This is a genomic window from Chitinophaga flava, assembly GCF_003308995.1.
Taxonomy (GTDB): domain Bacteria; phylum Bacteroidota; class Bacteroidia; order Chitinophagales; family Chitinophagaceae; genus Chitinophaga; species Chitinophaga flava.
The window spans coordinates 2,304,973-2,322,376 of sequence record NZ_QFFJ01000002.1; the positions used below are offsets into that span (position 1 = coordinate 2,304,973).

The window sequence follows — 17,404 nt, forward strand, 5'->3', positions numbered from 1 at the left end:
CTTTAAACCCTATTATTTCAATGTATATATCCAATGCATTTTATTACTATACTAGTCAAGGGTATAGTATGTCTTGTTGAAACCAAAGCGTGTAATTGTTACCCGAAAGTCTCCCTCGGCATGAGCTGGCTGACAGCGGAAAACGCGATCTTATGCAATATCGGCAAACAGCTGGTGTTGACGACCTTGTATTGCAAAATGCAGGTTCGGTAAATGTGAAATAACTAAAACTATACTATTTTGGTAGTGCCTGTAAATGCATGGTGCCATGGCTGTATTGCCATGCCTATGGTTCATTATATTAAATTGGTATGGACTCCTAACTTATTATTAGATAGTGTGTTTTCGAGAGATGGGTTGTTGGAAAGTGCGAGAGTGAATGCCGCCTATCGGGAAGCGTCTAGTCGTTTTTTATCATCTGTTGGATGGCTTAAAAAGCAGGATAATGGAGACTGTCAATTGAATGTTTCACCTCATGTGAAACAAATGATAGCCAGTTCTATGGCTATTATGGAGGCTGATTCCATCAGTCCTGAGGCAGATGAAAAACAGGTTGATCTGTTTGTCCGGATGCTGGAAAAAGTTTCGTCCACTCTTGATATAACTGTGTTTTCTTTTGATGCAATGTTAGATGGTATCCTTATTGTGCCTGTGCTCTTGCGTTTAAACAAGCACCTGCAATCCAATGGGAAATATTTTGACAGTGGTTTATTTCATCAACGTATACAAGCGCCGCTGATAAATATTTTTTTGCAGCGGGAATGGATAATTAAAGAAGGTAATACATTTATTTTTACAGATACAGGTGCAGCACTGGTTGCTAAATCGATATATGTTGAAACACTCGTTTTTCCGAATTTTTTGCTCACAGCGGCTTATCAACTACAGGAAGAAGCAGAGGATAAAATTGTACAGTTATTTGATCATCAGCATATAGATCGCCAGCCCAAATATATTGCTGAAATGGGCTGTGGAGAAGGAATTAACTTAAAGCGTATATACGAAAAAATAGTTTCCGGAACGCGAAGGGGCAAACATCTGGAGAGCCATCCGCTAACTTTAATCGGAATTGATCAGGATAAACGAACATTGGATTTAGCAAGGGAGAATCTTGCTGACTATCCAATGTTGCTCATACAAGGTGACCTGTCAGCACCGGGAAAAATCGCGAAAATACTGACGGAAAAGGGGATAGCAGCAGATGATATATTATATACCGGACTGCTGCCCGATTTCACTGGTCGTCCTTCGACTACTATTATCAGTGAGGATAAATATATATCCGGATCAGAAGAGCATATAACTTCGCAAACGCCATTTATATCTATTGTTCCCACAGATCGTTACTGGAAAAACTGGGCTGCATTGACAGGGAAGCATGGATTGGTGTTACTAACAGGCTATTGCCTGGAGCCTGAGTGTTTTGATGTGCTGGATGTTTTACATGTAGCCAACAGACCGGGCGCAGCATCGTGTATGTTAGAGGCGGCCAATGTGGGTTTGTTTGCCAACAGGCCGCTGGTAAAATATCCTGACTCGCTATCATTTACACGCTTGTCTTTCGGGCATTATCAGCAAAGGAATTATCAGGTTCGTTATGCCAGTCGCAACGACCTGCCTGTTTTGATGCAATTGGAAACTGTATGCTGGGCGGCAGATATACGTTTGCCAAAAAAAGAAATAGTAAGAAGATTAAAAACATATCCGGAAGGACAATTCGTCATTGAAGAAAATGGCAATGTGCTGGGAGTTATTTATACACAACGTATAACAGACGAAACAGCGCTTTATACTACCAGTGTAGATACAGTGGGAGCATTACATCATCCTGACGGTGCAATTGTACAACTGTTATCCATCAATATTTTTCCTGAATGCCAGAGCCGGGGATTGGGCGATGAGCTGCTGGAGTTTATTCACCAGTATGTTGCACTGATGAATGATGTAACGAAAGTATGCGCCATTACAAGAAGCCGGGATTTTAAAGGGAACACACAGGACGACTATGCAGCCTATATCAGACAAACAGATGAACATGGCTATTATGCAGATCCTATCATCAGGTTTCATCAGGTACATGGTGCGCAGTTGGGCGGTATTGTAAGCGGATATCGTGCTATGGACAAGGAGAACCTGAGTAATGGAATACTTGTACACTATGATGTTCGTAAACGGCAGCGGTTTACCGGCAATGGGCGGCAGGCAGTGGAAAAATCCGGATTAAGTTTGCAGGAGATCAGTGCAGCAATACAACAGCATATTGCAGGGGTATTACCGGAGGCAGCACATATAGACATGGAGCAGCCATTGATGGAGATGGGGCTGGATTCCGGCGATTTAATGGGACTGGGATTATTTTTAGATAACAACTACAATATAGCGGTACCCGGTTCATTTTTCTTTGAATATAATACAATAGGCCAGGTAGCCGAAAAAGTAGTGGACATGCTGGCGATTACATCTGCTGTGGTAGCGGATGAGGAGGATGTTCCTAATCATCGTGAACCGCAGGAGAAATTTGCTGAAACCATATCCGCTCCTGGTGATATTGCTATCGTCGGCACCGCATTTCGTGTTCCGGGCGCGAGTACTAAAGAAGCACTCTGGAATATACTGATTGAAGGTCGTTCTGCTATAACAACATTCCCTGAAGGGAGATGGACCTGGCCGGAATGGGTGAATCTGAATACCACCCACAAAGGCATTGACCGGGGAGGCTATTTACCTGATATCGATAAATTTGATGCTTCTTTTTTTAGGATATCTCCGCGTGAAGCGGAACTGATGGACCCACAGCAAAGGCTTTTGCTGGAGCTTACATGGGAGCTGCTGGAAGATGCCGGGTATAAAGCATCTACACAGAAAGGAAGTAAAACCGGTGTTTATATTGGCGCCAGCGGTAGCGACTACGAACTTTTACTGGGGACACAAAAAGGAGACGAAACCCTGACCGGTACCGGTACTTCACTAGCGATACTGGCCAACAGGTTATCCTATTTTTATGATTTTGAAGGCCCCAGCATGCTGATAGATACTGCGTGCTCTTCTTCATTAGTGGCCATCAATGAAGCCATTACTGCTATTAGTACAGGTAAGTGTTCTCAAGCCATTGTTGGTGCTGTCCACTTGATGTGTCATCCTTCCAGGAGCCTGGCGTATCATCAGTCCCATATGCTGAGTGAAGATGGCCGGTGCCAGACTTTTGACGCGGCTGCAAATGGTTATGTAAGAGCAGAAGGAGGTATCATGCTTTTTTTAAAACCACTTGCCCAGGCAATAGCTGACAACGACGATATACGCGGCGTTATTAAAGGGACCGCTGTTAATCATGGCGGCCAGTCTGGCGGATTAACGGTACCTAACCCGGAAAAACAACGCCGGTTACTGGAAGATGCTTACACCAATGCAAAAGTAGATATCAGAACGGTTAGTTATCTGGAAGCGCATGGAACAGGTACAAGTCTGGGTGATCCAATAGAAATAGCTGGATTAACAGCCGCATTTAAATCACTTCAGCAGGCATCAGGCGAACAGTTGGTTTCCTGGTGTGGAATAGGCTCTGTTAAAACGAATATAGGGCATCTGGAGGCTGCTTCCGGTATGGCTGGTATATTGAAAGTATTACTTTCAATGGAACACAGATTGTTACCCCCCACCTGCAACTACAAAAAACTAAACCCCAAAATAATATTAACAGATAGTCCATTTTATATTCAGCAGAAATTGCAGTCATGGCAGCCCACTGTTGCCAATGCGCCGCTGAGAGCAGGTGTGAGCAGTTTTGGAATAGGTGGCGCCAACGGTCATGTGGTATTGGAGTCATATCCGCAGGCGCAGCGAATAGCTCCGGGAAAAACAGGTCCCTGCCTTTTTGTATTGTCAGCTAAAAATATAGCACGATTAAAGCACTACGCTGAAAATATATTGCGGTACCTGGATGAAAACGTACCGGCTTTATCCGAGTTATGTTATACCCTGCAAATGGCCAGGGAAGAGATGGAGGAACGGTTGGCAATAGTATGCCGGGATATAGAAGAACTGGTGAACATATTACGCGATTATGCCAGTGGACTATCTTCCCAAAAAATCTATACAGGAAATATAAAAACCGTTGCAAGGTCAACTGAAACGTTTGACATCGCATCGATGGTAGCCAGGAGACAAATAACAACTGAAGCACTGCAGGATATCGCAACATACTGGTGCACCGGTGGATCCATCGACTGGACCTTATTTTATGAAAAACATCAACCTGGTAAAATACGGCTCCCAACTTATCCTTTTGCAAAGGACCGTTATTGGTTACCCGATGATAGTAGCACTGCTGCCATATTAAATAGTAATAGCAAACTACATCCATTATTACATCACAATAGTTCTACGCTGAAAGAACAACAGTTTACCAGCAGCTTTAATGGTAAAGAGTTTTTCCTGGCAGATCATAAAGTACGGGATGAAAAAGTGTTTCCGGGAGTAGCGTATTTGGAACTGGCAAGGGAAGCAGGAGAACAATCGTTGCAGGAAAAAATAACACAGCTGAAAGATGTACGCTGGTTAAGCCCGATCCAGGTAGGCGAACAGCCCGTTGAGGTATTCATCAGCCTTTTCCGGGAAAAGGACGATACTGTTTATGAAGTATACACCCATCATCAGGAGGGACGCAAAATAAACAGTCAGGGAAAATTAAGTACAAAAAATAAGCAGGCGCCTGAAAATTTTGATCTGGCTGCTATCCGGCAAAAATTGCTGCATACGAGAGAAAAAGAAGCGTGTTACCAATTATTTAAAGCGAAGGGATTAAAGTATGGTAGCAGCTTTCAGGGCATTGAAATGCTGTATTACGGCGAAACGGCATCATTGTCTAAAGTAACTTTACCGGAAGAGAAAAATTATGTGCTGAGTCCGGGTGTGCTGGACAGTGCGCTGCAAACTTGTCTGGGACTACATTTTGCAGAAGAAGGACAAACGCTGGCATTGCCTTTTAGCGTAGGGGAAGTAAATATTTATCACGAAATCCCTGCTACTGTATGGTGTTATGCCAGGCCGCATCAACACCGTAAATCAACCAGCACAGTTACCAGTTATGATATCGATATTTTAGGAGATGCCGGACAAGTACTGCTTAGTTTTATAGGAGTAGTAATGCTTCCCCTGGACGGATTTTACAAACCCCAACAGCCGGCCGAAAAAGAAAGTACACATTTATATCACATCAGCTGGCAACCTTCACTACCGGCAGTCATTCCGCAACAAATCACTACACCAACACCCCTGGTATTGCTGGCAGGTGGCTCAGCTGATCTGGCGGATAAACTGAAAGAAGTATTGGAACAGGAAGTTATCCTGCTATCCGGAGAAACAACGGAGGCCTATTTTCTGAGTGTACTGGAAAAGGTAAAGCAGGTACTGACAACCAAAACAGCTACGCATATAATGATTGTTTGCAGCCATGCAGATTATCTGGATTATGGTTTTGTATCGGGATTGTTAAAAACAGCTACACTGGAAAATCCCAGAGTAACCGGAAAAGTCATAGGTGTAGAACGTTTGAATATCAAGGAGCTGGATACGCTGATAACCATACTGGAAGCAGAACTACACACTGCCGATACAGAAGTATGTTATCACGAAGGAACGAGAACAGTAAAAATGCAGCAGGCTATAACAGCCGCTGCTGGTATCAAAGATCATGCTGGTATCAAAGAGGGTGGTGTATATCTGATTGTCGGTGGCGCTGGTGGACTCGGGCAGATTTTTGCTGCACACATTAGTCAGACTCCAGGTACGCAGGTGATACTCACCGGAAGAAAGGCTTTGTCTGTAGAGCAACAGACAGCTTTATCAGCCTTACCCAATGTAGTGTATTATCCATGTGATATCACCAACAGAGCAGCGGTAAATGATTTAATAGAAAGCATCAAAACCCGTTACAGGAAACTGGATGGGGTCATCCACAGTGCCGGTGTTATTCGTGATAGCTTCCTTGTCAACAAAACCGGAGAGGAAGCAGCAGCAGTGCTGTTACCCAAAATAACAGGCGCTAAAAATATCGATGAAGCTACAAAGGAGGAGGCGCTTGATTTTATGGTCTTCTTTTCGTCTGTATCAGGCGTATTGGGGAATGTAGGACAAGCAGACTACGCGTCTGCCAATGCCTGGCTGGATAATTATGCCCATTACCGTAATACACTGCAGGCAGCTGGAAAAAGATATGGTAAGACTTTAAGCATTAACTGGCCTTTATGGAAAGAGGGCGGAATGCAAATAACCGCAGAAAGTGAAAAATATCTTGCAAAGCAATGGGGCATGTTGCCATTGCCCACAACAGAAGGGATACATGCTTTTGAAACATTGCTTAATCATGTATCAGGACAGGGAATGGTTGCCTACAGAAAAGCGGATATCAGTGCAATAGACCGCACGACTGTGGTATCAGCGGAAATTGTTCAACCATCGTTTACGCATAGTGATGACAAGGAATTGCAAGCTGCGTCGATTCGTTATTTGCGCGGGTTACTGGCCAGAGAATTAAAATTACCGGAAGATAAATTTGATCTGAATGCCGCTTTTGCAGAGTATGGCATCGATTCGATATTGATAACGCGGCTGACTAATTGTTTGGAAGAAGTGTTTGACAGGCTGCCCATGACGCTGTTTTTTGAATACCAGGATTTTGGCGAATTAATCGGATACTTTATCCGGGAACATAGTGACGTTCTCCGTAAGTTGACCGGCCATCTGTTAAGTGCTCCCAATACGCCTGTACCTGTGGTAGCCGTTCATGATAATACTGTATCTGCATCAGATGATAAGTACAGGCAACGTTTTACAGATAGCAGGTTACAGGCCAAAATGCCGGTAACGGCTGAGGGAGATGTTGCTATCATAGGATTGAGTGGAAGATACCCGGGAGCCAGAAATATCAATGAATTCTGGGAGAACTTAAAAGCAGGAAAAGACAGCATTACAGTTGTTCCAAAAGATAGATGGGATGCCAGCAGTTTTTACAGTGAAGAAAAGGGAAAGGAAGGCAGCATCTATAGTAAATGGGGCGGCTTCATCGATGATATAGATCAATTTGACCCATTGTTTTTTAGTATCTCTCCCAAAGAGGCTGAGCGGATGGACCCACAGGAACGTTTATTCTTACAAACGGTTTGGGAAACCATAGAAGATGCAGGCTACACGAGAGAGATGTTACAGGGAACTGTCAATAAAGATGGATTAGGCAACCGGGTAGGCGTATACGCAGGTGTGATGTATGAAGAATATCAGTTATTCGGTGCGGAGGAAACATTAAGGGGAAATCCTATGGGGCTATGGGGAAATACTGCCAATATAGCCAATCGGGTATCTTACTTTTTTAATTTCCATGGTCCCAGTATGGCAGTGGATACGATGTGTTCTTCTTCATTAACAGCTATACACCTGGCATGCAGGGATATTCTGACGGGAGAAACAGACCTTGCAATAGCTGGTGGCGTGAATGTGAGTGTACACCCTAGTAAATACCTGATGCTCAGTCATGGTGGTTTTGTGTCCGGCAAGGGCAAATGTGAAAGTTTTGGTGAAGGTGGTGATGGTTATGTGCCAGGTGAAGGGGTAGGTGCTGTATTGTTGAAGCCATTCAGTAAAGCGTTGGCAGATGGTGACCACATTTATGGCGTTATCAAGGGTTCTGCCGTTAATCACGGCGGAAAGGTTAGCGGATATACGGTACCCAATCCTAAAATGCAGTCAGCTCTGATAAAAGAGGCGATCAGAAAAGCAGGTGTAAACGCTGCTGACTTCAGTTATATAGAAGCACATGGTACTGGTACCAGTTTAGGCGACCCAATAGAAATCGCAGGCCTGACCCATGCATTTGAATCCCGCAGTAAACAATATTGCAGCATCGGATCTGTAAAATCAAATATAGGCCACTGTGAATCAGCAGCAGGCATATCAGGGCTCACGAAGGTATTGTTGCAGTTAAAACATCAACAGCTGGTGCCCTCACTGCATTCCGCCGTGCTTAATCCGTATATCAATTTTGCTGATACCCCATTCAGGGTACAACAGCAGCTGGAAAAATGGACCACTACTGATAACCAGCCCAGATTAGCCGGTATCAGCAGCTTTGGCGCCGGTGGCAGCAATGCCCACCTCATCGTAGCGGAGTATCAGCCAACTGCTAAAAAAATATACACCGGAAATGTACCGGTTATTGTAGTGCTATCATCCAGGAATGAAACGCAACTGAAGGAACAGGCCTCCGGTTTGCAGCATTATATAACAATGCATCCCGACGCCAACCTTCACGATATCGCCTATACGTTGCAGATAGGGCGGGAAGCAATGGATGAGCGCCTGGCCCTGACCGTCGACAGTATTATAACACTTTCAGATAAACTGACAGATTATTTAGCCGGAAGAAAAACTGACTTATTTACAGGCAATAGCAGAAAGGATAAAGTTGATTTTTTACTTAATGGAGGCGCCGGTAATGCCTACATTACTTATGCAATAGCTAACAGGGAAATGGCGTCCGTTGCCCAGTTATGGGTAAGAGGTGTAAATATCGACTGGACTTTGTTTTATGGAGAACATACGCCTGCGAGGATCAGCTTACCTACTTATCCGTTTGCAAAAGAAAGATACTGGATACCGCTGAGTGAAGGACAAACAATCATAAACGGTAGCACCAGGCTGCATCCGTTGTTGCACAGCAACAGTTCCAGCCTGAAGGAACAGCAGTTTACAAGTATTTACACCGGCAAAGAATCGTTTTTGACGGATCATAAAGTCCGGGAAGAAAAGATATTGCCTGCTGCCGCTTTACTGGAGCTGGCAAGGGAAGCCGGTGCACAGTCAACAAAAGAAAAAATTACACAACTGAAAGATATCAGTTGGCTAAGCCCCATACAGGTAAACGACACGCCTCAGAAAGTATATATCAATCTTTATCCTGCAGATGAAGAAATCATTTATGAAGTATATACTGAAAATGCTGCCGCAACAAAACTACATAGTGAAGGAAGATTAAGCACCATACCATTGCAAACTCCCGGAAATATTGATCTGGAGGCCATCCGGAAGCAACTTCTCTACGTAAAGGAACAGGATGAATGTTACCAGTTATTCAATGCCAGGGGATTAAATTATGGCGCTGGTTTCCGGGGTATCCAAAAGCTGTATTATAGTACCGATGAAGCATTGTCAAGGATTGTTTTACCCCGGCAGGAAGATTATATCCTCAATCCTGGTATGTTGGATAGTGCATTACAAACCTGTGCAGGAATAAGTTTCGCCAAAGAAGAACAAAGTCTGGCACTGCCATTTAGTGTGGGTGAAGTGAATATTTATCGTGAGCTGCCAGCCGCTCTGTGGTGTTATGTAAAAGAGCGTAAGCGTAATAACATAAACAGTGGCATTGCCAGTTATGATATTGTCCTTCTGGGAGAAGAAGGAGAGGTATTACTGAGTTTGACAGAGCTGGTATTACTTCCCGCTGATTGGGCAGGAAACACCGGACAGCCTGCAGAAAAGGCAGCTACTTTTTTGCATGATATTACCTGGGAGCTATCGCCAGCAGTAGCCGGAAAAAGTATAGCACCTGCCCAACTCATATTGCTGGCGGGTGGTTCAGCAGAACTTGCGGATAAACTGAAAGAACGCCTGGCACAGGAGGTTGTGGCAATGCCGGAAAATACGCCCGTTGATTATTTTATAAATGTGTTGGAGATAGTAAAGGAAAAACTGGCCAAAAAAACGGCGACACATATCATGGTTGTTTGCAGCCATGCAGATTACCTGGATTATGGTTTTGTATCCGGATTGTTAAAGACCGCGGCACAGGAAAACCCTAAAGTAACCGGAAAAGTAATAGGGGTAGACAGTTTAGGTACACAGGATCTGGAAATGCTTACCGGCATACTGGAAGCAGAGCAATATACTACTGATACGGAAGTACGTTATCAGGCAGGGAAAAGAAGCGTAAGAACACTACATACTATAAGCGCCACTGAAGGTATAGCGGATAACCTTATTATTAAAGAAGGAGGCGTATATCTGATAACCGGCGGTGCAGGTGGGCTAGGGCAGATCTTTGCCGGCTATATCAGTCAAACAGCCAATACACAACTGATCCTCACCGGACGAGGTGTATTAACAACGGAAAAACAGACGGCCTTATCAGCCTTTCCGAATGCGGCCTATTATCAATGCGATGTAAGCAATGCGGAGGATGTAACCGCATTAATTACAACGATTAAAACACGTTATACAAGGCTGGATGGCATTATCCATAGTGCGGGCGTCATCCGCGACAGCTTCATCCTGAACAAGACCCGCGAAGAAGCGATGGCAGTGCTGTTACCCAAAATTGCTGGCGCAAAAAATCTGGATGAAGCTACCAAGGGGGAAACGCTTGATTTTATGGTGTTCTTTTCCTCTATCGCCGGTGTATTGGGTAATGTTGGTCAGGCCGACTATGCCGCTGCGAATGCATGGCTGGACAACTACGCGCACTACCGTCATGAAGAACAGCTAAAAGGAAAACGGAAAGGCCGGACATTAAGTATCAACTGGCCTCTGTGGAAAGAAGGTGGCATGCAGATAGATGAAGCGAGTGAAGCATATCTTGAAAAAGAATGGGGAATGCTGCCATTGCCTACTGCAGCAGGTATTCAGGCTTTTGAAACGCTGCTGAAAAATGGGTCGGACCAGGGAGTGGTTATATTTGGAAGGCGTCCGCTCTCAACAGCAACTTTAACACCGGAGGTTGCAGCAGAAAATATACTACAGCCATCAGTCATACATCATAAAGCGGGATCAGAAAAATCAGCCGAAGTGGCCACCAGCTATCTGCGGAGCTTATTGTCGAAAGAACTGAAGCTGCCAGAAGAAAAGCTGGAATCAGACCTCCCTCTGGGGCAATACGGAATCGATTCTGTATTGATTACCCGGCTAAACGGACAGTTGGAGGAAACATTTGGAAGGCTCCCCAAAACACTTTTTTTTGAATATCAGACATTGGGAGAATTAGCGGAGTATTTTATTACCTCGCATGGCGAAAAACTGCTGGCACTGGCCGGAGCTGTAAGCCCAAGCGTAGTAGCTGATACCACCGTTCAGCGGCCGGTAGCAAAAACAGATAACAGGAACAAACAACGTTTTGCTGCCGCTAAAACACTGGTGAATCCAATTGTACCAACAACTGACATTGCGATAATAGGAGTAAGCGGCAGGTATCCCGGAGCCAAAAATATCCATGAGTTCTGGGAAAATTTAAAAGCAGGAAAAGACAGTATTACTGAGATACCGGAAGACCGGTGGGAGATAAGTGATTTTTACAGCGAAGAAAAAGGGAAGGAAGGCAGAAGTTATAGCAAATGGGGTGGTTTTATAGAAGGGATAGATCGCTTTGACCCATTGTTTTTTAATATTTCTCCAAGAGAAGCCGAGTTGATGGACCCGCAGGAACGATTGTTTTTACAAACGGTTTGGGAAACGATAGAGGATGCCGGGTATACCAGGGAGATGCTGCAAGGTCCAGGCAGTAGCAAAATTGAACTGGCTGGAAAGGTAGGTGTGTATGCAGGCGTAATGTATGACGAATACCAGTTGTTTGGTGTGGAAGAAAGCTTGAAAGGAAATCCCATGGCACTATGGGGCACTACCGCCACTATCGCCAACAGAGTATCTTCTTTCTTCAATTTTCACGGGCCAAGCATGGCGGTGGATACGATGTGTTCTTCTTCTTTAACAGCTATACATCTGGCCTGTGAAAGTATTCAGAACGGTAATTGTGATCTGGCTGTAGCCGGTGGCGTGAATGTGAGTGTGCATCCCAATAAATACCTGATGCTCAGTCAGGGACGATTCCTGTCTGGCAAAGGGAGATGTGAGAGTTTTGGAGAAGGAGGTGAAGGATATGTGCCAGGGGAGGGAGTAGGGGCCGTACTACTGAAGCCATTAAGTAAAGCGGTAGCCGATGGAGATCATATTTACGGTGTTATTAAAGGTACTGCTGTTAATCATGGTGGGAAAACCAATGGATATACAGTACCCAATCCTAATGCACAATCGGCAGTTATCCGGGAGGCTATCAGAAAAGCAGGAATAAAGGCCACAGATTTCAGTTATATAGAAGCACATGGTACCGGTACCAGCTTAGGCGATCCTATAGAAATAACAGGTTTGACCAAAGCTTTTGAAGCCGATAGCAGGCAATATTGCAGCATCGGCTCTGTGAAATCCAATATTGGTCATTGTGAATCAGCTGCTGGTATTTCGGGGATCACTAAAGTATTACTACAACTAAAACATCAGCAGTTGGTGCCTTCCCTGCATGCTGCTACTCTCAATCCGAATATAGATTTTACGGTCACACCGTTTAGAGTGCAGCAGGTACTGGAAGTATGGACGACGACTGAAAATCGCCCCAGATTGGCCGGTGTCAGCAGTTTTGGAGCGGGTGGCAGTAATGCACACATCATTATTCAGGAATATACTGCACAGCCTAAAATAGTCTATACCAGCCCCGAACCGGCAATTATTATACTGTCGGCCATGGATACCGTCCGCGTGAAAGAGCAGGTGGTAAACCTGAAACATTTTCTGGCGGCCCACCCGGATGCAAATCTTTATGATATTGCCTACACATTGCAGATAGGACGGGAAGCTATGGAAGAACGTCTGGCATTGGTAGTAAATGATAAGGAAGCATTGCTGGAGAAACTGAACAACTATCTCGCTGGAAAAACCAGTGATATATTTACTGGTAATATCAAAAAGGATAAATCAGTTTTTTCACTGGAAGGTAATGCAGGAAAGGCGTACATAGAAAGTGCGCTGAAGGATAAGGAGAGCAGGTCCATTGCACAACTATGGGTAAAAGGAAGCAATATCGACTGGACTTTACTTTACGACGGATATCAGCCTGATAAAATCAGTTTGCCCACTTACCCGTTTGCGGCGGAAAGATATTGGATACCAGGAAGGGGAAAACAGGATATAATCAACAATAGCAGCAAACTACACCCGCTGCTGCATCGTAATAGCTCTAACCTGAAAGCACAGCAGTTTACGAGCATCTACACCGGTAAAGAATTATTTCTGACAGATCATAAAGTCCGGGAAGAAAAAGTGTTGCCGGGGGTAGCTTACCTGGAAATGGCCAGAGAAGCAGGTGTACAATCAATAGAAGAGAAAATTACACAGCTAAAAGATGTTAGTTGGCTAAGCCCGATACAGGTAAATGGTACACCTGAAAAAGTACAGATCAGACTGTATCCGGAAGGAACAGCAGTAGCTTATGAAATTTACAGGCAAACAGCTGCCGGAACACAAATTCACAGTCAGGGGAAATTAAGTACACAACCACAACAGGCGCCGGAAAAGGTGGACCTGAATGCTATCCGGCAAAGATTACCTTATGTAAGGAAACCGGAAGAGTGTTATCACTTGTTCAAAGCAAGAGGATTACATTATGGCACGAGCTTTCAGGGGATTGAAGAACTTCGTTACAGTGAAACCGAGGCATTGTCTAAAATTGTTTTACAGGAACAAAATGATTTTGTACTTAACCCCGGTATGTTGGATAGTGCTCTGCAGACTTGTGCAGGATTAAGTTTTGTCAAAGAGGATCAAAGCCTGATGTTGCCTTTCAGTGTAGAGGAAGTAAATATTTATCAGGAGCTGCCAGCTGGTATCTGGTGTTATGCCAGAAATAGTAAACATCATAAAGCAGGTAATAAAGTAAGTACTTATGATATCGATCTGTTAAATGAAGCTGGTGAAGTATTACTTCGTTTTTCAGCATTGGCAATGCTTCCACCGGATGGGTTAAAAACAGATACGGGAGCAGATAAGGTAAGCACACATTTATACAACAGCACCTGGCAACCTTCAGCTTTGACCTCCCAGCCCCAACAAGGTGCTACAGTAGCTCCGATGATATTGTTGGCCGGTGGCACAACAGTGCTGGCTGATAAACTGAAGGAAGAACTGGCATTGGAAGTAGGCATATTGCCGGAGCATACAACGGTGTCTTATTTTATGCATATGCTGCAGGTGGTGAAGGCAAAACTGCTTGCAAAACAGCCTGCTCATATCATAGTCGTTTGCAGTCATGCAGATTACCCCGATTATGGTTTTGTATCCGGATTATTTAAAACAGCCACACAGGAAAATCCAGCAGTAACCGGAAAAATAGTAAGCGTAGACCAGCTGGATATACAAGCGCTGGAAACGCTCACCAATATATTAAAAGCGGAACAGCATACCATTGATGCTGAGGTCCGCTATTATGAAGGGAAAAGGGCTATAAAAATAACGCAGGCGATCATTGCACCGGATACTAAGGAGCATCTTCCTGTTAAAGAAGGAGGCGTATATCTGATAACCGGCGGTGCTGGCGGATTAGGGCTGATCTTTGCCCGGTATATCAGCCAAACGCCCGATACGCATTTGATTCTCACCGGAAGAAGTGCATTAACGAAGGAAAAAGAAGAAACACTAGCCGCAATACCCAATGTGATGTACATTCAGTGTGATGTAAGTAATGCTGCGGAAGTGACCAATCTGATAGCCACCATTAAAACGCGTTATGCAAAGCTGGATGGCATTATTCATAGTGCCGGTGTCATCCGTGATAGCTTTATCATCAATAAAACGGAAGAGGAGGCGAGGGCGGTGCTGTTACCCAAAATAGCGGGCGCTAAATATCTGGATGAGGCTACAATGCATGATCCCATTGATTTTATGGTATTCTTTTCTTCTGTGGCAGGAGTGCTAGGCAATGTTGGTCAGGCCGATTATGCGTCTGCCAATGCGTGGCTGGACAACTATGCTCATTATCGCCGGGAAGAACAGATAAAAGGAAAACGATATGGTAAAACATTAAGTATTAACTGGCCCTTGTGGAGCGCAGGTGGTATGCAGATTACAGCGGAAAGTGAAGCATATCTTGAACAACAATGGGGGATGCTGCCATTGCCCACTGATGCTGGTATCGGTGCTTTTGAAACATTACTGGCCGGCGAATCAGAACAGGGTATTGTTGTTTATGGAAAGGATAGTGCAATGGGAAATCTATTTAACCCTGCAGGGACGGAAGAAAGAGATACGTCACCATTATTCATATTAAGTGAAAACGGAAAGGATGTATTACGGAAGGCATCGGTGAACTATATACGAAAATTACTGGCCCGGGATTTAAAGTTACCTGAAGATAAATTTGAGCCAGATACTCCTTTTGGAAAATATGGTGTTGATTCGGTACTGATAATCAGGCTGACAAATAGTTTGGAAGAAGTGTTTGGCAGGCTGCCTAAAACCCTGTTTTTTGAATATCCAACCTTTGGTGAATTAGCCACCTACTTTATAGAAAAACACAGTCATAAGCTCAGGGAATTAACTAACCATCCGGAGCAGGTAAACATGCCGGGTTTGCCGGAGAGTAGTCCGGTACAACAGCATCAGCAGCGTTTTGTTACCGCGCCAACAGCGTCAGCAGTTTTGCCGGTGGCAGAAGATATTGCGATCATAGGGTTGGGTGGCAGATATCCTGGTGCAAATAATATCCATGAGTTCTGGGAAAATCTGAAAGCAGGAAAAGACTGTATCACAGAGATACCTGGAGACAGATGGAATATTGATAATTTTTATCATAAAGAAAAAGGAAAAGAAGGTAGAAGTTATAGTAAATGGGGTGGTTTTATAGATGGCATAGATCAGTTTGATCCTTTGTTTTTTAATATCTCTCCAAGAGAAGCAGAATTGATGGACCCACAGGAGCGACTGTTTTTACAAACTGTCTGGGAAACGATAGAAGATGCGGGTTATACAAGGGAAATGTTGCAAGGAACACGCGGCAGCAAATCCGGATTAGGTGGCAGAGTGGGTGTATATGCCGGCGTGATGTATGAAGAGTATCAGCTGTTTGGCGCCGAACAAACCATGAAAGGCAATCCCATGGCATTATGGGGCAGCCCCGCCAGTATTGCCAACCGGATATCTTATTTCTTCAACCTCCATGGTCCCTGTATGACGGTAGACACTATGTGCTCTTCTTCATTAACGGCCATACATCTGGCATGCAAGGATATTCAAACCGGAGAAACAGACCTGGCCATAGCAGGTGGTGTAAATGTGAGTGTACACCCCAATAAATACCTGCTACTTAGTCAGACAGGATTTGTATCAGATAAAGGGAAATGTGAAAGTTTTGGTGAAGGGGGCGATGGTTATGTTCCTGGTGAAGGTGTGGGTGCAGTATTGCTGAAATCATTGAGCAAAGCAATAGCAGATGGAGATCGTATCTATGGTGTTATCAAAGGTACCGCCATTAATCATGGTGGTAGTACTGGCGGATATACAGTGCCCAATCCTAAAGCACAGGCAGCCGTCATAAAGGATGCTATTGGAAAAGCGGGTGTAAAAGCAGCAGACTTTAGTTATATAGAGGCTCATGGCACCGGTACCAGCTTAGGCGATCCAATAGAAATAGCAGGGTTAACCCAGGCATTTGAGGCAGAGGATAAACAATATTGCAGTATCGGTTCTGTAAAATCGAACATAGGTCATTGCGAATCTGCAGCCGGTATATCAGGACTCACCAAGGTATTGCTGCAACTAAAACATCAGCAACTGGTGCCCTCATTACATGCGGCCAGGCTTAACCCGTATATCAATTTTGCAGATACGCCATTTAAAGTGCAGCGGGAACTGGCGGCATGGACTACTGTGGACAATCGCCCCAGATTAGCCGGTATCAGTAGCTTTGGCGCAGGGGGAAGTAATGCCCATATTATTATTGAAGAATACCGTAGCCCCAAAGCGGCATATACCGATGCACTGCCAGTAGTTATTTTATTGTCTGCGCAGGATACAGACCGGCTGAAAGAACAGGCCCGGAATCTGAAAGATTATATAACAACCCACCCCGGTACAAATCTGCATGATATTGCCTATACACTGCAAACAGGAAGGGAGGCTATGGAAGAACGCCTGGCATTTATAGCAGGAGATATAGAAATACTGTTGGATAAACTGACCAGTTATTTATCCGGAAAAAATAAGGATATACTCACGGGGAATATCAGAAAGGATAAACATGGTCAGTTATTGGACGAAAGTGACAACAAGACTTATATAGAAAAGATGATAAAGGATAAAGTAATAGAGCCACTGGCGCAGCTATGGATAAATGGTGAGCGTATCGAATGGGCTTTACTTTATGAAGAAGGTAAACCGGAAAAGATCAGTTTACCCACCTATCCGTTTGCCAAAGAAAGATGTTGGGCACCTCCTGCTGATGAAAGACAAATAATGCAAAGTGAGCGTCACACATTACATCCGCTATTGCATTTCCAGGAAGAGGAAATCCTGCACCCTCTCTTACATAAATATGAATAAAAAT

At 44.3% G+C, this 17,404-nt stretch carries 1 protein-coding gene; it reads left to right on the plus strand.

Annotation, left to right across the window (positions count from 1 at the left end; genetic code table 11):
- Positions 1-501: 501 nt before the first annotated feature.
- Positions 502-17,400 (plus strand): SDR family NAD(P)-dependent oxidoreductase, encoded by a 16,899-nt coding sequence (locus DF182_RS25550; protein WP_161964264.1) that lies wholly within the window; start codon positions 502-504, stop codon positions 17,398-17,400.
- The last annotated feature ends 4 nt before the right edge of the window (positions 17,401-17,404 follow it).

What these genes read in the sequence shown, in the direction of transcription:
- DF182_RS25550 (WP_161964264.1), top strand. Translation starts at nt 502, where the DNA reads ATGGCTATTATGGAGGCTGATTCCATCAGTCCTGAGGCAGATGAAAAA.